This is a genomic window from Brevundimonas sp. Root1279, from assembly GCF_001425945.1.
Taxonomy (GTDB): domain Bacteria; phylum Pseudomonadota; class Alphaproteobacteria; order Caulobacterales; family Caulobacteraceae; genus Brevundimonas.
Map to the genome: position 1 here is coordinate 168,862 of NZ_LMEB01000009.1, position 18,091 is coordinate 186,952.

27 protein-coding genes are annotated in these 18,091 nt (G+C 67.8%); 1 reads left to right on the forward strand and 26 read right to left on the reverse strand.

Annotated features, from left to right (window positions below; all coding sequences use genetic code 11):
* Window positions 1-11: 11 nt before the first annotated feature.
* Window positions 12-152: a hypothetical protein gene (locus tag ASC65_RS17235; RefSeq protein WP_156459679.1), complete on the forward strand. Its 141-nt coding sequence runs from the start codon at window positions 12-14 to the stop codon at window positions 150-152.
* Here ASC65_RS17235 and ASC65_RS14290 read toward each other — a convergent pair.
* The 26 genes from ASC65_RS14290 to ASC65_RS14410 form a co-directional block, all read right to left on the reverse strand.
* A complete protein-coding gene (locus ASC65_RS14290; RefSeq protein ID WP_056454702.1) occupies window positions 149-424 on the reverse strand; it encodes a phage fiber-tail adaptor protein in 276 nt (91 codons plus the stop codon). The genes ASC65_RS17235 and ASC65_RS14290 overlap by 4 nt on opposite strands.
* Window positions 421-2,076 (reverse strand): hypothetical protein, encoded by a 1,656-nt coding sequence (locus ASC65_RS14295; protein ID WP_056454706.1) that lies wholly within the window; start codon window positions 2,074-2,076, stop codon window positions 421-423. Before ASC65_RS14295 ends, ASC65_RS14290 begins: the two co-directional genes overlap by 4 nt.
* Before the next feature lie 44 nt (window positions 2,077-2,120).
* Complete coding sequence (locus ASC65_RS14300) at window positions 2,121-2,525, reverse strand: hypothetical protein (protein ID WP_056454709.1); 405 nt, start codon at window positions 2,523-2,525, stop codon at window positions 2,121-2,123.
* Window positions 2,526-2,589: 64 nt separating this feature from the next.
* Complete coding sequence (locus tag ASC65_RS14305) at window positions 2,590-2,847, reverse strand: hypothetical protein (RefSeq protein ID WP_056454712.1); 258 nt, start codon at window positions 2,845-2,847, stop codon at window positions 2,590-2,592.
* An 8-nt stretch (window positions 2,848-2,855) separates the two neighbouring features.
* Window positions 2,856-3,221, reverse strand: a complete 366-nt coding sequence (locus tag ASC65_RS14310; RefSeq protein ID WP_056454714.1) for a hypothetical protein — start codon at window positions 3,219-3,221, stop codon at window positions 2,856-2,858.
* A gap of 33 nt (window positions 3,222-3,254) precedes the next feature.
* Window positions 3,255-4,709, reverse strand: a complete 1,455-nt coding sequence (locus ASC65_RS14315) for a hypothetical protein (RefSeq protein ID WP_056454717.1) — start codon at window positions 4,707-4,709, stop codon at window positions 3,255-3,257.
* Entirely contained in the window at window positions 4,709-5,221 is a 513-nt protein-coding gene (locus ASC65_RS14320; protein ID WP_056454720.1) for a hypothetical protein, read from the reverse strand. The genes ASC65_RS14315 and ASC65_RS14320 overlap by 1 nt, the downstream gene beginning before the upstream one ends.
* Complete coding sequence (locus ASC65_RS14325) at window positions 5,221-5,679, reverse strand: hypothetical protein (protein WP_056454723.1); 459 nt, start codon at window positions 5,677-5,679, stop codon at window positions 5,221-5,223. The genes ASC65_RS14320 and ASC65_RS14325 overlap by 1 nt, the downstream gene beginning before the upstream one ends.
* 12 nt (window positions 5,680-5,691) lie before the next feature.
* Window positions 5,692-5,940, reverse strand: coding sequence for a hypothetical protein (locus ASC65_RS14330; RefSeq protein WP_056454726.1), 249 nt, complete (start codon window positions 5,938-5,940; stop codon window positions 5,692-5,694).
* Window positions 5,937-8,258 carry a hypothetical protein gene (locus tag ASC65_RS14335; RefSeq protein ID WP_056454729.1) on the reverse strand — a complete coding sequence of 774 codons (2,322 nt, stop codon included), beginning with the start codon at window positions 8,256-8,258 and terminating at the stop codon, window positions 5,937-5,939. The genes ASC65_RS14330 and ASC65_RS14335 overlap by 4 nt, the downstream gene beginning before the upstream one ends.
* On the reverse strand, window positions 8,259-8,681 hold the full coding sequence (locus tag ASC65_RS14340) for a DUF6950 family protein (RefSeq protein WP_156459680.1): 423 nt from the start codon (window positions 8,679-8,681) through the stop codon (window positions 8,259-8,261).
* On the reverse strand, window positions 8,681-9,319 hold the full coding sequence (locus ASC65_RS14345; RefSeq protein WP_056454732.1) for a hypothetical protein: 639 nt from the start codon (window positions 9,317-9,319) through the stop codon (window positions 8,681-8,683). Before ASC65_RS14345 ends, ASC65_RS14340 begins: the two co-directional genes overlap by 1 nt.
* A complete protein-coding gene (locus ASC65_RS14350) occupies window positions 9,319-9,906 on the reverse strand; it encodes a hypothetical protein (RefSeq protein WP_156459681.1) in 588 nt (195 codons plus the stop codon). The genes ASC65_RS14345 and ASC65_RS14350 overlap by 1 nt, the downstream gene beginning before the upstream one ends.
* A complete protein-coding gene (locus ASC65_RS14355) occupies window positions 9,906-11,990 on the reverse strand; it encodes a phage tail length tape measure family protein (protein ID WP_056454735.1) in 2,085 nt (694 codons plus the stop codon). Before ASC65_RS14355 ends, ASC65_RS14350 begins: the two co-directional genes overlap by 1 nt.
* Window positions 11,983-12,354: a phage tail assembly chaperone gene (locus ASC65_RS17850; protein ID WP_442854130.1), complete on the reverse strand. Its 372-nt coding sequence runs from the start codon at window positions 12,352-12,354 to the stop codon at window positions 11,983-11,985. The genes ASC65_RS14355 and ASC65_RS17850 overlap by 8 nt, the downstream gene beginning before the upstream one ends.
* Window positions 12,327-12,749 (reverse strand): hypothetical protein, encoded by a 423-nt coding sequence (locus tag ASC65_RS14360; RefSeq protein ID WP_056454738.1) that lies wholly within the window; start codon window positions 12,747-12,749, stop codon window positions 12,327-12,329. The genes ASC65_RS17850 and ASC65_RS14360 overlap by 28 nt, the downstream gene beginning before the upstream one ends.
* Window positions 12,750-12,825: 76 nt before the next feature.
* Entirely contained in the window at window positions 12,826-13,296 is a 471-nt protein-coding gene (locus tag ASC65_RS14365; RefSeq protein ID WP_056454740.1) for a hypothetical protein, read from the reverse strand.
* 63 nt (window positions 13,297-13,359) lie between these two features.
* Window positions 13,360-13,758, reverse strand: a complete 399-nt coding sequence (locus tag ASC65_RS14370) for a phage tail terminator-like protein (protein WP_056454743.1) — start codon at window positions 13,756-13,758, stop codon at window positions 13,360-13,362.
* A gap of 3 nt (window positions 13,759-13,761) precedes the next feature.
* Window positions 13,762-14,202 carry a hypothetical protein gene (locus ASC65_RS14375; RefSeq protein WP_056454746.1) on the reverse strand — a complete coding sequence of 147 codons (441 nt, stop codon included), beginning with the start codon at window positions 14,200-14,202 and terminating at the stop codon, window positions 13,762-13,764.
* The gene (locus tag ASC65_RS14380) at window positions 14,202-14,438 is read right to left on the reverse strand and encodes a hypothetical protein (protein WP_056454749.1); all 237 of its coding nucleotides are present in this window, start codon (window positions 14,436-14,438) and stop codon (window positions 14,202-14,204) included. The genes ASC65_RS14375 and ASC65_RS14380 overlap by 1 nt, the downstream gene beginning before the upstream one ends.
* A gap of 4 nt (window positions 14,439-14,442) precedes the next feature.
* Window positions 14,443-15,483: a hypothetical protein gene (locus ASC65_RS14385; RefSeq protein ID WP_056454751.1), complete on the reverse strand. Its 1,041-nt coding sequence runs from the start codon at window positions 15,481-15,483 to the stop codon at window positions 14,443-14,445.
* A 5-nt stretch (window positions 15,484-15,488) separates the two neighbouring features.
* Window positions 15,489-15,707 carry a hypothetical protein gene (locus tag ASC65_RS14390; protein WP_056454754.1) on the reverse strand — a complete coding sequence of 73 codons (219 nt, stop codon included), beginning with the start codon at window positions 15,705-15,707 and terminating at the stop codon, window positions 15,489-15,491.
* 3 nt (window positions 15,708-15,710) lie between these two features.
* Window positions 15,711-16,115 (reverse strand): hypothetical protein, encoded by a 405-nt coding sequence (locus tag ASC65_RS14395; protein ID WP_056454759.1) that lies wholly within the window; start codon window positions 16,113-16,115, stop codon window positions 15,711-15,713.
* Entirely contained in the window at window positions 16,112-16,600 is a 489-nt protein-coding gene (locus tag ASC65_RS14400; protein WP_056454762.1) for a DnaT-like ssDNA-binding protein, read from the reverse strand. The genes ASC65_RS14395 and ASC65_RS14400 overlap by 4 nt, the downstream gene beginning before the upstream one ends.
* Before the next feature lie 3 nt (window positions 16,601-16,603).
* The gene (locus ASC65_RS14405; protein WP_056454765.1) at window positions 16,604-16,954 is read right to left on the reverse strand and encodes a hypothetical protein; all 351 of its coding nucleotides are present in this window, start codon (window positions 16,952-16,954) and stop codon (window positions 16,604-16,606) included.
* 56 nt (window positions 16,955-17,010) lie between these two features.
* Window positions 17,011-18,084, reverse strand: a complete 1,074-nt coding sequence (locus tag ASC65_RS14410; RefSeq protein WP_056454768.1) for a major capsid protein — start codon at window positions 18,082-18,084, stop codon at window positions 17,011-17,013.
* Between the last annotated feature and the right edge of the window lie 7 nt (window positions 18,085-18,091).

The window sequence follows — 18,091 nt, forward strand, 5'->3', positions numbered from 1 at the left end:
AGGGTCGAGCCATGCCGTGGTCGCAGCCAGAGCCGGAGCGTGAGCCGGCGCCGTTCGAGCGGGTCGGGCTGTTCGTCTATCGGCTCGGTTGGCTCGGCGTGACCGGGTTCGTGATCTTCGGCGCGATCGTGGGTTGGAGCCTGATGGACTAGCGGCCCAGGATCGGGAGCTTCACCTGAGCACCGATCTTGCGGCCGGCGGCGGTGTCGGCCAGCAGGTTCACCCGCGTGGTCGTCGCCCGGGTTCCACCGCCGCTGATGCGCAGGGTGGTCAGGGCTCCGACCGTGTCCTCTTCGTCGATCACTATGCCGCCGACTGGCGACGCTGTGACCGTGGTCACGGTGTCGCCGTCCAGGGCGGCGGTCCAGTCGATCTCATAGTCCAGGACTTCGTCACCGAACTTCGCGGGCCAGCTGAGGATCATGGGACGGTCACTCTTCTGGATTGAGCGGGCAGGAAGGCGGAGCGGGAATGGGCGGAAACGGCCACAGACCGCGCCTGGGCGGGCGTGGAGGTGCGACGGAGGGTGACGGGGGCGAGGACCAGACGGGACACGGCTGGGACGGCTACGCGGCGCTCGGGAGGGACGGCGCTCGGCTGACCGCCTGCCTGGCCGGCGGCTGTGTCAGCCCCCTCTGCGACAGCCAGAGTGGCGCGGATAGCAAGGACGCCCGAGCCGGATGCGCTGTCGGGGCTCTCGGCGATGGTGGCCGAGCCGGTCCCGGCCAGAGGAGCGAGCGATCCAGAGGCCGAAACCTCGTCCGGCCCCTCGGTGATGGCCACCGAGCCCCGCAGGGCCAGGGTCGCAGACCCTGAGGCGGTGTCGCTCGCCTCCGTGACGGGCCCGACAGCCATGATCCCCAGGGCGGCCGCGCCTGCAACACCGTCCGGAGCCTCGGTCAGCGCAGCCACACCCTTGAGGGCCAGCGCGCCGTTCGAGGACGTGGTGTCGGCGGCCTCCGTAATGGCGGCTGAGCCGGCGATCGGAGGGGCGATGCCGGTGGCCGAGACGACGTCCGCCGCTTCGCTGACCGCCGCCGCGCCGGCAAGCGGTAGGACCCCGGCGGCGACGGCCGTGTCAGCGCTCTCGGTGACCGAGCCTTGCCCGGCGAGCTTGAGGGCGCCCGCGGCCGCCGCGGTGTCGCTGGCCTCCGTGATCGCAGCAGCGGCCGACAGAGTCAGCTTGGCCGCAGCGGCGGCGGTGTCCGAGGCCTCAGTGATCGCGGCGCTCGCCCGAAGCGGGAGCGCGCCCGACGCGCCGACGGTATCGGCGGCCTCGGTGATCGAGGCTGCGCCCGCCACCGCGAGCGTCCCGACCGCGCCCGCGGTGTCCGCGTCCTCGGTCACCGCCGCCGCGCCGGCGATGGCCGCCGGCGCGTTCGAACTGAACGCCGCCGCGATCATGACATGCGCGCAAGCCAGGGCGTTGGTGGACTGGATGGTCCCTGTCGACCCGGCCGATGACTTCACGGCATCGGCCACACCGATTGAGCAGTCCGCCCCGTTGAGAGTGTTGGTGCTGACGCGTCGCCGCCAGGCGTTGGCGCTGATCGCTCCGGTCGTGGCGTCCGTCGTCGTGCCGCTGCTGGTCGAGGGGTCCGTCGCCAGGAACGCCGACGCCGCTCCCGTGCGGCCCCCGCAGGCCACGGCGACGATCAGCGCGCCCGCGGCAACCGTCAGGCCCGCGGTGCTTGCCGCGGTGACGTTGGTGGCCGTGACCGCCTTGGAGCTTTCGTCGAAGGTGAAGCCGTCGGGGTTGCGATAGGCGATGATCCGGCCGACCGCCGCGTCGCCGCCCGTCCGGGTGAACATGCCGGAGGGGTTTGACCCGCCCCTGACGATGTAGGCCATGAGGCCGCCGGGGATCGACGTCGTGACCCCGGTGTCCGTGTTCGCCCCGGTGTTCTCCTGCTCGATGAGCGTCCAGCCGGCTGGGACGGTGAAGGCAGGACTGTCCCGGTAGGAGATGTAGCCGATCAGGAGGTCGCCCGCCGCGATACCCGCAGGCATGGCGAGGGTGCAGGCCCCGCCCGACGAGTTCGACGCGCTGCCGATCGCGACCAGCTCCCACGCCATGCCCTAGCCCTCCGTCTTGATCAGGCCAGGGCAGTGCACCGGGATCAGTTCGCGGCGGTGAGGGTGAACGAGGTGATCGAGAACGCTTGGCCGGCCGCGAAGACGACGTTGTCGACGGTGAGGTTGCCGCCGCCACTGGTCACGGTGACGTCGCCGCGAAGACCAACGGTCGTGCCGTCCGAGGCGACGATCTCGAAGTGGCCGGCGGTGCCCGCGTTATCGGCCGACGTGTCCTCCCAGGTGCCGCTCTTGGCCTTCGACCGCGACGACGCAGCGGCCATCCAGTCGGAGGGCAGGGTGCAGGTTGCAAGGACGGTCCCCGACGACGCGGTGGCGACGGTGGCCGGGGCCGCGCCGGTGCGGATGCGCAGGATGGCGGACGTGCCGATGGTGCTCTCGACGGCGTCGAGGCGGGCGTTGGCGATGGCGGTCGAGTAGGTCAGGGCCACGAGGAGTCTCCATGCAGAAGCTCGCAGCCGAGGCCGCGCTGGGGTTGGTCAGAGGTGGGGTTGGTTAGGGGGTGGGGGTCTTGGCGACTTCGACGTCAGCAGCCTTCTTGGCTCCGAAGGCCGTCTCCGCAGCCTTGGCGCCGTACAGGACGGCTAGGGTGCCGCCAGCAGCGAAGATGACGCCTTCGGGAGCAGCCACCCATATGACCTTCGCCGTGGCCGTGCCGACAGCGATCAGGACGTAGGGCCGAGCAAGGTCGCCGATGAAGACCTTGAGGCGTTCAAGCCTGCCGACCGGGGGCTGGACGGGCGTGTCGGTCATTGCAGGCCTCAGGTCTTCCAGCCGACGGCGGCGGCCGCGGTGGCGGCCAGGCCAAACAGCCACGGGAAATACTTGGACAGCCAGCCGCCCACGCTCAGGGCGCCGGCCTGCCGGTCGCGGATGGTTTCAAGGTCGTCGAGGCGCTTGCAGGCGGCGCGGAGGTCGGCCTTCACCTCGCGGAGGTCGCCTTTGACGTCCTCCCCCTCCATCCGAATGACGCGCTCGCGGACGTCCTTCACGTCGTTCGCCAGGGTGGCCAGGCTGTTGTTCGTCGCCGAGAGGCTGTCGCTGATCTGTCGAAGCGCATGGAGGTGCATCTCCGCGACAGCGTCCGGCTTCAGGACCGGCATGATGAACTCGTCGCCTGCTGACACTGGCAACTCCTACTGAGGGCAGGGACGGGGGAGTTAGAGCGGGCCGCCAGGACGGATCACGGTCCGCCGGCGATTGACCGAGGTGTAGACGTCGGCCGGATCCATCGCCCACGAGGTGCGCGGCGGGATCTGTTCTGACGAGTTGATGAAGACCCGGAACTTGGCGTAGTTCGGATTGCCGCCGGAGCCCGCCACGTCGGTCACGTGGACCCGGCCGTACATGTTCAGGTCCCAGTTGAGGTCCACGCCATTCTTGCGCATCGGCGGGCCGAGGGTGACGCGGTCCTCACAGATGACGGTGTCGTCGGTGTCCAGGTAGAACTGCATGATCGGCAGCCCGGCGACCGCGTTCCAGTTGCCCTTCTGCTGATTGGCCGGAACGGTCTCGCCCACGAGGGTGATGGCCGTATAGCCCGCCAGCTTGGCCCGGTTGACCTGGCCGTTGCAGGTCGCGGCGAACATCGGGACGTAGCTGTCCTGCCACTTCACGTCGCTGCGCAGGGCCTGCATCGTTAGCTGTGTGCTCATGCCCTGCGAGTCGATCACCGAGTCGATGATGACCGAGACCGCCTCAGTCGAGGTGCCGTAGAACACTTGTCGCATAGGCACACGAAGGACGAGCGCGGTCCCGCGAATGACCGTCCCGGCTGGCCAGGCCAGGAAGGACTGCAGGTTGCCCGCAGGCCCGTCCGTCATGGTGATCTGGTTGTCAGTCGGGGTGTTCAGCCAATGGCCGTGCCCGTAGCCGCCAAAGGCTCCGCCGGTGCTGTCCGAGCCGGTCGAGTAGGTGTAGGCCGCATCGTGGATCCGGATCGCCCCTTCCTCGATCGAGCGAGACCCGTCGGCTTCCGGCTGGATCAGCCACTCGTAGACCCGGCCCCCGACGAAGGCCCGGTGAGCCACCCGCTGATAGCCGCCGGCCACGCCCTGGTATCCCGCCGGGTCCTTGACCGTGAACTCCTCGAGGATGCCGGTGTCGGTCAGGCAGCGAACCACGAGCGCGTTGTCCGGGGTCCGCATCGCCACCACGGGCTGAGCGGTGTTCGGGACCATCGTCGAGAAGTCGCCCGCATCGTCTCCGAAGGGCGGCTCGGCCAGGGCATACCCGCCCGGGACGGTCGTTCCGGCCTTAACGGTGAAGGCCCCCTCAAGCCGGGCCTGTTCCAGGTCGTCAGCGTCGGTGATGACGAGGTCGTAGGACAGGACGGCATCGGCGCCGGCCTTTGGCGAAGCCGCGGACCAGGCCGACATCATGTCCGGCCACTCGACGTGAGGGATGATCTGCCCGGCCGCGTCGTTCACGAACTCGATGCCGCTCGCCGAAGGTCCGGTGATGTCCGAGACCTTGGTCCCGTCCGACGTCCGAACCTGCATCCGAGCGGTGCAGCCCGTCAGGTTCAGCGGGACCTTGTTGACCAGGATCGTGATGACGTCCCGGGGCAGGGGGACGTTCGACCATCCGGCGAGGTCGCGGCGCTGAGGCTGCATCAGGAGGCGGCTTCGTAGATGATGCCGAACGAGTAGGAACGGCCGGTCGCCATGGCGACACCGCTCGCATCAGCCAACGAGATGATGGCGAGGGATGCACCAGCCGACACGCTGACGGTGAGCCCCTTGTTCGTGGAGCCGTATTCCTTGCCGTGGCCGAAGGTCGACCGGTAGGCGGCGGCGACCGGGAGGGACACGTTCACCGTGCCGGTCGCGGCTGGGCCGGAACCAATGTTGGTGATCTGGATGTCGACGATGGCCTCGACCCTGCGTCCCACCTTCTTGTAGCGAGCATTGACGAGCGAATGGGTGAAGCCCGACCCTGCCGGCGTCGAGGCCGTAACGGTTGGGACGTAGGTCGTGTAGGCCCCCCAGAGCTTCGACGCGATATAGTCGGCGAAGAGGGTCAGCGGGCCGCGCTTGGTGATGCCGCTCTGGTTCAGCACCACCTCGTCGGCATCGGTCAACGCGACGGCCGTCTGCAGGGCATTGGTCGCAACAACGTCAACCATCAGGCGGTCTCCAGGTAAGCGCCGACAGTCGTCGTCAGCAGACGGCCGTCGATTGCAGTGAGGAAGATTTCGGCGTCAGCGGTGACGCCCTCGGTGACTTCGAACGGGCCCCAGCGCTCGATCCACGAGTAGCCGGTCGGGTCCGTGAGGATCAGGTCGTAAACGAAGCTGTCGTCACGGCCCTCGACGTTCCCGCTCGGCATGAACGCCAAGTCGATGCGGTTGACGTAGGCGGTCACGGTCGAGCCTGAGATCAGCAGGCCGTCAGTCTGCTCCGTCGTGACCGTCTCCAGGTTCAGAAGCGGCTCTCCGGGCTGCATGCCGTACAGCCGAACCTGCATCCCCGCGGTGTGGCCGGTCAGGTCCATCGGCTCGCCGTCCGCGTCCGTGACGGTGAAGACGTGGACGAACGGCGTGTTTCGCCGGGCCCTCAGAGTCTCGGGCCGAACGCTTGGCATGCTCTCTCTCCGTCAGATCGCGACGTAGGCCAGGTCATAGGCCGGAGGCGTCACGCTCTCCGGCGCGCCTGGTGCTCGCTCCAGAGACCCGCTCTCGCCGACCACGATGTGTCCGTCGTCGATGCAGAACCCATCGTCCTCGATGATGACGAACAGGCTCTCGCCCTCAGTCACCTGCAGCGCGATCATCTCGGGAGGAGCGATGACCGTGCAGCGGATGGCCCCGGTGACGTCATCGATCACGATGGCTCGGTCGATCATCGCTTCTCCTCCCGGACGCTGATGGTGAAGGACGAGACTTCCTGAGCGGCTGCACCGCCGTTGCTGAGCGTCACCCACGCCTCATAGGTGTAGGTTCCGGCCGCCAAGGTCTCGACCACGGTCGGGGTCTGCCAGCCCTGCAGCAGGTCGCCGTTGATGGCGTTGAAGGTCTGGCTGTAGATGTTGCCGCCGCCCCGCTTGATCTCGATGGTGGCGTCGATACCGCCGGCCGTGGGGTGCCAGATCGTCATGAAGAAGTTGGGCTTGATCTCGAGGCGACCACCCAGGCTGACGTAGGTGACTTGGCCGATCTTCTTCGGCGTCGTGCCGGTCAGGGTCTGGGCGCCCATCGTCGAGGTCGCGGCGTAGTTGGTGACCGCGTTCGGCGTGATGTTGGCGGTGTCGGCCTCGTCCAGCACGGCGAGGTCGCCTTGATCCACGAAGGTCGAGGCTGTCGAGGGACCGAGGGTCACAGGGTCCAGGATGGTCCGGGCGGAGGTTCGGCGATCGCGCCGGTACGACACCGCCACCTCCCAATCGCCGGGGGCCAGCCCGATCAGCTGCTTGCGCTCGATCTCCGGGCTTTCGGTTCCGGCCGGCGTCCAGTCGGTCGCACCGACGCGGCGATACTCGAAGATGGCCAGGTCGGCCGTGTCGTTGTCGACGGCGCCGGTCAGGACGACCGCAGGAACCACGGCTCCGTCGTCGCCGGTGATCGAGCCTCCAACCGAGGTCCATTCGCCCACCGCTGGGGGGCTCACGGTGTAGTCGGTCGGGGTCAGGACCTGCGTCTCTGGCGGATCAGGCGTCAGGCCCAGCGCATAGGCGTACTTGCCGTCCGTCTCGCTGACGAACGACACCCGCACGATGCCTGTCGCCGGGTCGTAGTCGGTGTTGAGGCAAAGGCACTTCAGCCCATCGAGAACGAAGCCCTCCTCGTCGATCGTGAAGGCGTCGCCCGGCTTGATGCGCTGCAGGTGGGGCTTGAGCGGGATGGTGCCGGCGATGCCCTCGCGGGTGTTGGCGATCTGGAGCGCCGCCAGCTGGCCCGCCTGGGTCGAGTTGGAGACGAACGGGAAGTCGACGCCCCGAGGCCGCTTCTCCCCGTTGTCGTCTGCCACGTAGGCAGCCGGGCTGATCTCCGGCATGGCGGTCATCTGCCAGCGGTGATCCGGGCTCCAGTAGCGGGGCCGAATGGTGTTGATGCGGTCGATGCGGCTCGACGCCGTGTCGATCTCGATGGGCCCAGCGGTATCGGCCGCCGAGATGGTGACTATGCTGGTCCGCGGTGCGGCGCGCTGGATGCACGAGATCTTGCCCGCGCGCTGGGCGTAGATGCACCCGCCCGCCTGCAGGAAGGCGTCCAGCACCTGCGCCTTGTCGTCGTCGGTGTTCGGATAGGCCGAAACCGTCCAGCCGTTGGCGTCCGAGATATTGGCCGCCGACACGAAGGCAGGAACGTCGATCCCCGACAGCTTCGCCCCGATGCCGCCGACCTGGTAGTCCGTGCTCGAGCCGTGGGCTGGCGCGCCCTTCAGCGTCGGACCCTCCCAGAGACCCAGCGACCATTTCAGGGCCCACAGGATCGGATTGTCGGAATAGACCCAGGTCGCCGGATCATTGAGGCGACAGGCGCCCGAGCCGCCTGGCCAGGTGCTGTCGAGACGCGGGTCCCAGAGCTTCAGGCCCCGGAAGGTGATGAGCGGCTTGATCTCGCCGGTCGGGAAGGCGGTCTGCTTCGAGTTCTCGCCCATGACGGGCAGGAACGCGGCCTTGCCTGACAGCTTGTGCGCGCTCGTCCAGCCGGGGAGGGTGGCGCTATTCTTCAGGCCGGTCGGGTTAGCGAGGGCGGTGTCGGGCTGGGTTCCCAGCGTCGTCTTGAACCAGAGCTCTCCCGCATACTCGCCGGAGGTCACCATCCCATTGCCGTCGAGGGTGACGGTCTCCTCGTCGGCCTGGTAGCTGACGTAGCCGTCGATCGGGCCCGCGCCGGAGAGAACCGTCGGGACCCCGTAGTACATGAGGTCGGGGCCGTAGGTGTCCCGGTGGATGATGGATCCAGCCACGCCCACCGTGCCCCCCGCGAACGGGATCGGGCCGTCGGGATCAATGACCCATTCGAAGGTGCGGCCGCCTTGGCCAACCTGGGGCTGAAGCAGCGAGAGCGCCGCGGACAGAGCCAGGTTGGTGATCGTGTTCACCGCCACCGTCGACAGGGTCGACATCAGGCCGGGTGCCGCCGTGGCCGTCGTTGAGATCGCCGCCGGCGCCGTCGAAGCGATGGTCGAGACAATGGCCGGCAGGGAGGCGAACGGCATTCAGACCCTCCAGGCTGCGACGAAAGCTTTGGGCGTCACCGGCTCAATCAGGCCAGTGGCGGGGTTGAGCGCGAGCGCCCGGCCGTTGTCCAAGGCCACCGCCAGAGAGCAGCCGAAGCCCTCGCTCTCCGTCGGCAGGCCAATCAGGTCGCCGGGCAGTGCGGCAGCCGGCGGAATGCGCTCCAGCCCCATCTTGTCGATCAGGGCGGGCAGATCCGTGCAGCCCTGCTTGCGGATGTACCGGAGGGCCGACGCCCAGGTCTTGCCCTTCCAACCGTTCAGCAGTTTCGCCGACCGCCCCATGTGGTGCAGGTTGTGCGCCCCCAGGTCCCGGCAATCGCGCACCCCCGGCTCGACCGGCTTGAAGGCGAACCGGTCCATGCAGGCTTGCGTCGCCGCCGCCCGCTTCAGCATGGGGTGCATCAGCCTTGATCCCTCCAGGGGGTCAGCGAGCGCAGGAAGCGCTTGACCACGCCCGGGTTTTCCGGACGCTCGCGCCACTCCTTCTTGCGGGTGACGCCATCGACGAAGATCAGGCCCTTCTCGCCCGGCCAGATCAGCGAATGGAACGAGTGGTTTAGTCGCCAGTCGGCGTTCGGCTCCAACTGGCGCTCAGCCTGGGTGCCGCACTCCATGACCAGGCCCCAGCGTTCCCCGACACTGAACCGGGCCCTGTCCAGCTCGCCGTCGAACTTAAGCTCGGGCTCGCCGATCAACTGGCCGGTGGCGTCGTCAATCGCCCCTTCCCACCATTGGACGCGGACGCCCTGCAGCGTCGGGCTGGCGAGGGCCGCCACCGCGGTGTCCGAGGCGGGCAAGAGCGCAATGTCGATGCGCGTCGTCTGGGCTTCGGCCCCGTCTTTGATCGAGGGGACGGTGTCGAGGGTGCCGTATGTCGGATCTCGGCCGACGTAGGTCTCCGGACCCTCACCCTCGCCAGCGTCGAACTCGACGAAGCCGCCGTCGGTGAGGAGCAGCGCGCCGCCCGGCAGGTCGAACCGGACCAGGGTGCATTTCGTCGGCGCCGGAGCCTGAAGGGCCGCGACATGCGCCGCGTCCACTATTCACGCTCCCGGACGGTGAACTGCAGCATCACGGTCCAGTTGCCGTCGACCTCCCAGTCCTCCATGTCGCGGACGAAGCCCTCAACCATCGGATCCCCAAGCTCGATGCGGTCCCCATCGGCCGGCGGGCGGCGCAGCATGGTTTGGAGCAGGATCGGAGCCTCGCCATTCGCGTCGGCGACGACCTCGCTCTTGGCCCGGTAGAGGAAGTGTTGGCCGCTGGCGGTGATGTGGTTGAGGAACTGCCCGCGCCGGATGACCGAATGCGGCGTGAGGGCTCGGGCCGCGAGCGTTGTCCCGGCCTGGCCGCCGCCGTCGACGACAGGCAAGCCGTGGGCTCCCGTGTAGAAGCCCGGCTGATGGACACGCATGCGGACGAGATCGCCTTCTACCGCGAGCCCAGACCAGTCCATGGACGTCACGTAGTCCATGTTCAGCCGATAGGTCAGGGCGTAGCGGGTCCCCTTCCGCAGCAACTCCTGATCATCACCCCCATGAGCCGGGGTCAGGGTGTTCTTGGCCGACACAATGCCGATCCGCATGCTCTGAGGCACGGGGCTCGACGGCAGAACCTGGACCGCCATCAGCGCGTGTACCGGCGGTTCTTGGCGAGATCAGCCGGAACGGTCTGACGGGCGCCGTTGTAAGCAGCCCCGCCAGCCGCGGTAGCGAGGGGCGTTGCGACCTGGACCGCCTTGCCGGTGACGAAGGCGTTCAGGCCGTCCCGGTCGGCCGAGACCCGAACGTCAACCTGCGAGGCGATGGAGGCCGCTGCAGCATCCCTGGAGACGGCGTCGCGCGCGTTGAAGCCCCGAACGGCAGCCGTGGCGGTGTCGGGGCTTGTGTTGTCGTTTGCTGCAGCCGGAGCGCTGGAACTGCCGCCGCTGTTGCTCAGGCCTAGGCCCGCGAGTAGGCCGAGCATCGCCGCAACGGCAGGGAATGCCCACGGGCCCAGAGCCTCGAACATCCGCGCTGCACCGGCCGCCATGGAGGCTGTGCCCTTGGCGATGCTGTTGGCGATGGACTCGGCGGTCGCCTGCTTGCCGAAGGTCATCTCCTGGATCATGCCGATCAGCTGCTGGGCGCGGTACACGCGCTCGACGGCCAGCATGATCTCGTAGCCGTCGCTGCCTTCCTTGAAGAAGCCGCGGGCCGCAGCGGCCATGTCACCGTAGTTCTGGATCTGGGCCTGGGCGCGGTGCCGGTCGGCCTGGTCCCTGGTGATCGCGAGCTGCTCTTCCGCCCGATTGATGTCTGCAATCCGGGCCTCATAGCCGGTCATCACGGTCAGCAGGTCGCCGAGGGCCCGTCCCGTCTCTCCGAAAGCAGACGAGAGGCCGTCGGCGGTATCGAGCGCCAGTTCGTCGACCAGCCGAAGCTCTTGCGCCGTCAGTTCGAGCAGGCTGGTCAGCTCAATGAAGGCTCCGCGCGGCTTCTCGAGGTTGATGTCCTCGATCTTGGTCAGGCGCTCCTGAACCTGACGCGCAGCGCGGCCGGCAGACCCGGCTCGCTCTGCCCCGGGGTCGCCCGCTGCATCGAGAACGCGGGCGCGGGTCGTCGCTCCCAGGTTGCCGAGGAAGCGGTTCCAGCTTGCGTCCATCTGCTCGTCGGCGGCGGCGAAACCTTCGGAAAAGGCCGCTCCGGCGCGGGCGCCGGCCGATCGGGCCGCGCCCGCCCACTGGTTCTCGATGTCGCCGAAATCCGCACGAGGTAGCGCAATGGGAACGACAGGCTTGCCAGTGAGCGCTGCAAACATGTTGTAGCCGTCGATCAGGTTCTGGATCTGATCGCGCGTGCCGTTGACCATGTCCTCGACAGCGTTGATCACGCGGTTCGCTGCCGTGATGGCCAGGTCGCCGATGACCGCGGGGAGGTCGCTCCACACGGCCCGGATGGCATAGAACGAGCCCCAGAAGGCTCCGGTGATCGCCTTCGCCGCCGCGATCCCGTTCTTGACCGTCCAGTCGTAGGCCTGGCCGAACTTCTCCTGCAGCCACTCAAGCTGCGGACCGATGGTCGACTGGATGGTTTCCTTCACGGTCGTGCCGTACGCCCGGAACACGTCGCCCATGGTCGCCGTCGTGGTGACGCCCTGCTCTTCAAGGCGCTTGAGTTGGGCCTCCGTGAGGTTGAGCTCGTCCGTAACGTCGCCGACCGCCTTCGATGCCTCCCGGGAGAAGATCGCGAAGGCCGCGGTGACTCCCGCAGCCGCCAGCGCAATGCCCGCGATGATCGGGATCAGCGGGGCCAGCGCCGTCCAGACAGCAATGCCGGTCGCCACCATGGCGGCCCGGATTGTGGTCCCGGCGCGGATGGCGGCGCCTTGGAAGATGTCGAAGAGCTGCGGACCCTGCTGGATCGCGATCATGAAGGGCGACATGCCCATCGCCATTTGAACGCCGATGTCCGCCATCTGCCGGCTCATGTTCAGGCCCTCGGCAGTGGTCAGCCCCATGCTGCTGCGAGACGCGGCCAGGACAGCATTCTGCTGACGAACCGCCACGGCCATGGTCGAGACCTGGGCGCCCGCTGTTTGCGAGGAGGCCCCAAGGCTTTCGGTCGCAGTCTCGGCGCGGACTGCGGATGCAGTGAGATCATCCAGGTTGTCGGAAGCGACGACCGCATCTTCGGAGCGGACGCGGATGCCGAGTTCGGCGAGGTCAGCCATTCGCCTTCTCCTTCCGCTTCCGGCTCGCTTCGGCCTTTGCCCTCAGGAAGGACGTCAGGCCGCCGCCTTGGGGCTGTGGATTGGGATCGACCAGACCGAGGGACACCGCTCGAACCCGATCGTCGATCCGTCGGATGAGAGCCTTCTCCCAGGCGGTCAGCCCTGAGAACGTGCCGGCGTCGAAGGCCTCGATCTCGACATAGGTGATCGGGGCGACGACCTGGGCCGGCTGGCGGGTGCCGGCCAGCCTGCCGAAGCAGGCCCAGACGTGCGCCAGAGCCTCGGGGAAGGGGGGGAGCGGTTCGATCTCGCCCTGAACCGCTCCCGCGTAGGTGATCAGGTCTTGGGCGAGACCTTCAGCCAGTTTCCCCGGTCAGCCACGAACCTCCCGGCCTGTTCACGGAACAGAGGCACTTCACGGAACAGTTGGGCCGCGTGTTCGTCGTCGCAGGGCCAGGTCTCGCCGTCGAAAGCGATGCCGGTCCAGCCCTTGCCCGATAGCGTCACCGCCTTGGCCAGAACCTCGATTTCGTTCGCCCGCGCCGACGCCGCCGAGACGCCGCCTCCGGGGACACGCTGCTTCAGATAGCGGTCCGTCTGACGGTTCATGATCTTCGTCAGATCGTCGCTATCGGGACCCAGCATCCAGACGCCGACGGCCTCGCCCTCGTCGGTGTGCAGCGGCATGCCGTCGGGCCCGGCGAAATGGCAGAAGGCGGGGTCATTGGAGTTGACGGCCTTGAGTGCGGAAAGGTCCATGATGATGTCCTGAAAAGGACGCCGGGTGCGACCGCGGCGTTAGAGTTGAGGAGGGAGTTGGGAGGGCTGGGGGCTCTTACGGCCCTGGCTCAGCGGGGACCTCGTGCACGTCGTCCAGCAGGATCGAGAACGACCGCTTGTTGACGGCGTTGGACTGGCCGACGTTGACCTTGTTCGTGTTGACCAGGCCGATCAGGTAGAAGGTGGAGGGGGTGCCGTCCTCGTCCGGCTCGTCCGCCGCAGTGATCTTGAAGGCGTACTTCAGCTTGGAGGCCTCGGCCGCGATCATGGCCTCCTGGCCGGCATCGCCCGGCACGTTGGCGAAGGTGACGACGATGTCGCCCGCGTCACGGGCGCCCTTGCGCTTGATCACCTTCCCGTCGAGGCCGGTGAAGGTGATGGTCGCGGCCGAGGGGCCGAACTCGGGGATGGTCTCGACCTTGGCGATGTCCACATAGGGCGTCAGGGCGGTGATGGTCGAAGCGTCGTCGGACGCGGTGGAGGGACCGATTGCGATCGTGGTTCCGATCCCGTCGGAGATGGCCATGGGAGGCTCCTTCAGTTGTGACGAAGCCGGCGCCCAGCTCGGCTTAGGGCGATCCGTGGGCGGTCAGGCCGTCCAGGGGATGGTGACGGGGACGCGGGTGGAGGCGTCCTCGAGGATGGGGGAGGAGGCGTAGGGCTGGCCGGAGACCTTCACGCCGTCTCCGAGGTTCAGGCCCTTGGGGAAGTGCGCCATGACTTGGGCGGCGACCTCCATGGCCTTCACGATGCCCTTGCCCTCGGGCCAGACGACGGAGACCTGCAGGAGGCCCTGGTCGTGGCGGCCTTCGCTGAGGCCTTCCCAGGCCGGGCGGTTGTAGAAGATCGAGACGTCCAAGTACTTGCCCGAGGCCGGCGGGGTGAACGGCACGTCCGGGTAGGAGACCAGCAGGGCCGGGGCCGGGGTCGTCACCAGGTTGGCGACGTGAGCGAGCAGGGCCGTGGCGATGTCTGCCGGATCAGCCATTCGTTACCCTCCGGCGCGGGCTTGGGCCTCGGCGCAGACTTCGTTGACGATGCGGGGCCACTGCTGGGCCGCGAGAGCCACCCATCGGTCCCCGGGCTGGCCGTTCGCCCCGTATTCGCGGAACCGGGCGTAGTTGGCCGTGTAGACGATCGAGATCGGGTCGGTGATCTCGGCGTTGGCGATGACCAGGCTGATCTGCGCGGGGCTGTAGGAGAACGCGCCGTCACCGTCGGGCTTGGTGGTCTGGACGGGGAGTGCGCCTGTCGTGGCGACCAAGGAGGCCCGCAGGAAGCCGGTGTCGACCCGAAGGTTTCCGCCGGCTCCGCGAGGCGTCTGCATGACCGCCACGACCTGCTGCGCGCTCTCCCGATAGACGAACTCGGTTCTGGTCTTGGTCTCGCGGACCCAACTGCTGACCTGAGCGCCGAAGGAGCCTTGGGCCATCAGGGACGTCGGATTTCGAAGTCGCCCTCGACCCGTTCCGTCGCAGCTTCGTCGGGCCGATCAGGGTCACTGAAGATGAGTCCGCGCTCATTCAGGCGATAGCGGATCAGCCAGCCCTCAACGGTGTTGACCTCGATCACCCGCGAGACCTCGCCCCCGGTCGCCCTGTCGATGACCTTCAGGCCCTGCCAGTCACTCGGCGGGCCGTCGACCTTCGCGTAGGTCAGCGGTTCCATCTGATCACCTGATGTTGGCGAGGAAGTCGATCCGGGCCTCAACGATGCAGCGGCAGCCGATGACCTCTGAGGCGGGGGCGCCGAGCAGCGTGTCGCCCGGATAGCGGAGCATGGCGCCGGAGGGGCTGCGGAAAGCTTCGTTGAGCCCGACCGTGTCGGCGTTCAGGCCCATGTGGGTGTGGCGGACGCGGAGGTCGCCGGCCGAGCGCCAGACGCGGCGGACGGAGGTCTCCGGGATCTTGCCCGATGCGACGGCCTGGCGAAGGGCCTCGTAGGCGGCAGCGTTCAGGGACGTCAGGGCCTCAGTCCGGCCGATGGTGTCGCCCCGGAGCTTCAGGAGCCGGCGCTCGTAGGCGGTGATGGCCTTTGCCAAGGTCTCGGCGGGGACGGGCTTCTCGACCTCGATCGCGGCCCTCACGGCCTTGTCGAAGCGCTTATCCCGGCGGGTGCGGGTCAGGTAGTGGCGGAGGCTGGCCGGGTCGCCCGAGGCCAGTTCGTCCTTGGCCGACCGGACGTAGCTCTCTTGGACCTGCGTCAGGCCGAGGATGCCGCCTTCGCGCTTGCCGGTGGCCCGGTTGATGCGCCCGACGACGTCCAGGGCGGCGGTGCGCGGGTTAACGCCCCGCTCCATGTTCTCCCGCAGCGAGGTCCGGACGGCTGCCCGTTGGTCGTCGGTGATGCGGCGGATCAGGGTCGAGGAGTGGCTCTGCAGCCAGCGTTCGGCGTCGGGGTTCCGACCGTCGAAGCGGACCGACATGGCCGTGCCGTCTGGGCCGCGCTTCGGGAGGACGTCTGCGCCGGCCTTGCCGCCCGCTTGGTAGCTCTCCCGGATCTTGTCGAGCATCTCGTTGAAGGCGGCAGGGTCGATGTCGACCGCCTCAAGGGCCGCTTCAACGTCACCGGCAGCGTAGGCCGCCATGATCTGCTGGACCCGGGCCGCATTCCTGAGGTCGTCCAGTGCGCGGAAGAAGGCCTGAGCGACCTCTTGGCCATAGCGCTCCTGCAGGTCGATGAAGACCTGTTGTTGCGCCCGGGTTCTGGCCATGGGGTCTAGGTCTTGAGGACGGCCCGGACGTGCGTTGCCGCCGCCGTGGTGTGGTCGAGGAAGGCGTCCAGCACGGAGTGAGCCTCGCTACGCATGGTCTCGATCTCCTCCGGCGACGCCCCGCGGATCACCGCTGCCTGCATCATATGGCCGCGCGAGATCAGGTCCATGATCGCTCCGGTGGCGAGCTTGGAAGCGTCCTTGTGCTCGTCGGAGATGATCAAGGGTTACCTTCGGCAGTGGAGCGTGAAAAGGAGCGTCGTCTCTGCCGGACGCAGGGTGTCGACGCCGACAATGTTCCACGGAGTGCCGCTCGCTTCAACCAGGAGGTCTGAGGTGGTCGGCGCGGTGTTGGTGTCGGGGTCCAACGGCTCCTGCCCAGGCTCGACCGTGAAGGAGCCGGGAGCCATGAGGACCTTCTTGTCGCTGGCCCGGACGCGCGTCCCGTCGATCTCGTTGGACCGGTAGCCGACCATGACGAAGCGGGCGGGGATGTCTTGGGGTTGGCCGTCGTCGGGGTCGTACGCCGTGCCGGTCTTCGGGCCCTCGCGACGGATCGCCCCGTCCTGCCCGAACTTCTCGATCAGCCGGTTCGCCGTGGCGACGGAGGCGGCGTAGTTGAAGGTGCTCATCCGATGGCCCAGAGGCCGAGACCGCCCATGGTCTCGACGATCAGGAAGGGAGCGAGCAGACCCTCGACGGGCGACAGGACGACGGTGGCGTCCTTCACGGCGTCGCCCGAGCCTGCGAAATACTCGACCTCGAGCACGTCCACCTTCTCACGCTTCACGGCTGCTGCTTGGGTCGTGGCGACCGCTAGCGAGCCCGGGTTGTCGGCCTCGTGCAGGGCGGCGACGTAGCTGGACTTGATGACCTGGTCAGGAACGACGTCATCTGGGATGGCCGAGCCGTAGTAGGTGGCGCCGGTGCGCGGCCAGGCCCGCTCCTGGGCGAAACCGCCGGTCGGAACGCCGGTGAACAGCGCCCCGTATTCCCCGTCGATGTAGCCGGCCCCGCGCTGGCGAAGCACGGCGGGCTCGGGAGCGCCATCAGGCAGGGTGTAGCCGTTCTCGGTCAGCCACGCCTCAAAGCCCGCGTCGTCCCCGTAGCCCGCCATGGATCAGGCCTTCTTCTGGTCGGCCACGAACGCGGCCTTGTCCTCGTCCGACAGGCCGTTGAAGGCGTCGGCGTCGGCCTTGGACAGGTCGCTCAGCAGGACTTCTTCGCCCTGAGTGATGCGGAACTTGCCGCCGCCGTGGTGCTCGGCCTTCAGGGTGGTGTCCGCCGTCTTGGCCTTGGCCGGGTTCGTGACGGCCGTCTTGGCGTCCTTCGGCGGCGGCATCTTGCCCGAGACGACCTCGTAGCGGCCTTCCCAGCCCTTCGGTTCGGTCGTGACGTCGACCTCAGTGCCGACTTCGATTTCCTTGCCGGCGCCATCGAAGATGCCCGGGTGCGAGATTCTGATGCGCATCGCGCTTCCTTCCGTGAAAGGGGAAGGGCCCCGACCGAAGCCGAGGCCCCGCCGGGTTAGTCGACGTCGGTCGAGTAGAAGACGCCCGACTTGTTGTTGTAGTCGGCCCGGATTTCGATGCCGAGCGCGCCCATCACCAGGAACTGGTAGTTGTCCGTGGGGTTGGGGCGGGCCATCGCGGTCGTGTTGACCGCCATGCCGACCAGCGGACGGATGAACTCAGCCTTGGGCACGAACCCGAAGAACTGGTTGCCCGTCAGCTTGAAGGTCCGGACGATCTTGTTGATCCGGGGGTTCTTCAGCAGTTGGTCGAGGAGCGAGCCGTCCTTGTAGCCCGCCGCCGAGGAGTAGGAGCGGTCGAGATTCCGGGCGATCTCCGGCGACACGTAGATGTTCACCGGCCCGGTGATCAGGTTGGCGTCGAGCATGGCGCCGAGGGTCTGGGTGAAGAAGGTGTCGATCGCGTCGGCCGTGGTGGCCGAAGCCGTCAGGTCGATGTTCGCGCCGCCGACGGCCGAGCCCAGGTTGATGGCCTTGGACAGGGTCGAGGTGCGGATACCCTTCGCGCCGTAGCCCTGGAAGGTGATCGTGGCGTCACCGTCGAGGACGAAGGCCGCCTGGTCACGCTTCAGCTTGTCGACGGCGGCTTCCTGATCGTCGGCCAGGGCGTCGAAGTTCTCCGACTGCAGGGTGTTCCACTCCCGCCATTCGCGACCGTAGCCGGCCGAGAAGATCGGGACCGGAGCGCCGCGGTAGTCGTAGACCACCTTGTCCATCGGAACCGCGACCTGGCCGGTCATCGAGCGGATGACAGGGTTGGCGGAGTCCGAGGCAACGCGGCTCAGGTGCACGAGCTTGCCGATGTGCACCGGCTTTGCCAGCGCCATCAGGTCGTTCATGTACACCTCGCCGCCGTCGTCACGCAGGACGGTGCGGGTGATGGTGTCCAGGTCCAGCCAGGCGTCGCGCGGCAGGACGGCCGAGGCGTTGGCGATGCCGTTCAGCTCTCCGTAGAGGTTGGCGTGAACGTCTTCGCTGCGGTGGAAGTGCTCGCGGGCCATCGACACCTCGCCCCACCATTGCTGGTGCGGGCGGGAGTTGGCGACGAGCTGTTCGTCGAAATAGCGCATCGTTGGT

Coding starts and splice junctions, on each gene's coding strand:
- ASC65_RS14410 (WP_056454768.1), bottom strand. CDS start 18,084: ATGCGCTATTTCGACGAACAGCTCGTCGCCAACTCCCGCCCGCACCAG.
- ASC65_RS14295 (WP_056454706.1), bottom strand. CDS start 2,076: ATGGCGTGGGAGCTGGTCGCGATCGGCAGCGCGTCGAACTCGTCGGGC.
- ASC65_RS14360 (WP_056454738.1), bottom strand. CDS start 12,749: ATGGACCTTTCCGCACTCAAGGCCGTCAACTCCAATGACCCCGCCTTC.
- ASC65_RS14335 (WP_056454729.1), bottom strand. CDS start 8,258: ATGCCGTTCGCCTCCCTGCCGGCCATTGTCTCGACCATCGCTTCGACG.
- ASC65_RS14320 (WP_056454720.1), bottom strand. CDS start 5,221: ATGGTTGACGTTGTTGCGACCAATGCCCTGCAGACGGCCGTCGCGTTG.
- ASC65_RS14395 (WP_056454759.1), bottom strand. CDS start 16,115: ATGAGCACCTTCAACTACGCCGCCTCCGTCGCCACGGCGAACCGGCTG.
- ASC65_RS14380 (WP_056454749.1), bottom strand. CDS start 14,438: ATGGAACCGCTGACCTACGCGAAGGTCGACGGCCCGCCGAGTGACTGG.
- ASC65_RS14375 (WP_056454746.1), bottom strand. CDS start 14,202: ATGGCCCAAGGCTCCTTCGGCGCTCAGGTCAGCAGTTGGGTCCGCGAG.
- ASC65_RS17235 (WP_156459679.1), top strand. CDS start 12: ATGCCGTGGTCGCAGCCAGAGCCGGAGCGTGAGCCGGCGCCGTTCGAG.
- ASC65_RS14405 (WP_056454765.1), bottom strand. CDS start 16,954: ATGCGCATCAGAATCTCGCACCCGGGCATCTTCGATGGCGCCGGCAAG.
- ASC65_RS14350 (WP_156459681.1), bottom strand. CDS start 9,906: ATGGCGGTCCAGGTTCTGCCGTCGAGCCCCGTGCCTCAGAGCATGCGG.
- ASC65_RS14365 (WP_056454740.1), bottom strand. CDS start 13,296: ATGGCCATCTCCGACGGGATCGGAACCACGATCGCAATCGGTCCCTCC.
- ASC65_RS14340 (WP_156459680.1), bottom strand. CDS start 8,681: ATGCACCCCATGCTGAAGCGGGCGGCGGCGACGCAAGCCTGCATGGAC.
- ASC65_RS14290 (WP_056454702.1), bottom strand. CDS start 424: ATGATCCTCAGCTGGCCCGCGAAGTTCGGTGACGAAGTCCTGGACTAT.
- ASC65_RS14385 (WP_056454751.1), bottom strand. CDS start 15,483: ATGGCCAGAACCCGGGCGCAACAACAGGTCTTCATCGACCTGCAGGAG.
- ASC65_RS14315 (WP_056454717.1), bottom strand. CDS start 4,709: ATGCAGCCTCAGCGCCGCGACCTCGCCGGATGGTCGAACGTCCCCCTG.
- ASC65_RS14305 (WP_056454712.1), bottom strand. CDS start 2,847: ATGACCGACACGCCCGTCCAGCCCCCGGTCGGCAGGCTTGAACGCCTC.
- ASC65_RS14325 (WP_056454723.1), bottom strand. CDS start 5,679: ATGCCAAGCGTTCGGCCCGAGACTCTGAGGGCCCGGCGAAACACGCCG.
- ASC65_RS14355 (WP_056454735.1), bottom strand. CDS start 11,990: ATGGCTGACCTCGCCGAACTCGGCATCCGCGTCCGCTCCGAAGATGCG.
- ASC65_RS14400 (WP_056454762.1), bottom strand. CDS start 16,600: ATGGCGGGCTACGGGGACGACGCGGGCTTTGAGGCGTGGCTGACCGAG.
- ASC65_RS14330 (WP_056454726.1), bottom strand. CDS start 5,940: ATGATCGACCGAGCCATCGTGATCGATGACGTCACCGGGGCCATCCGC.
- ASC65_RS14370 (WP_056454743.1), bottom strand. CDS start 13,758: ATGGCTGATCCGGCAGACATCGCCACGGCCCTGCTCGCTCACGTCGCC.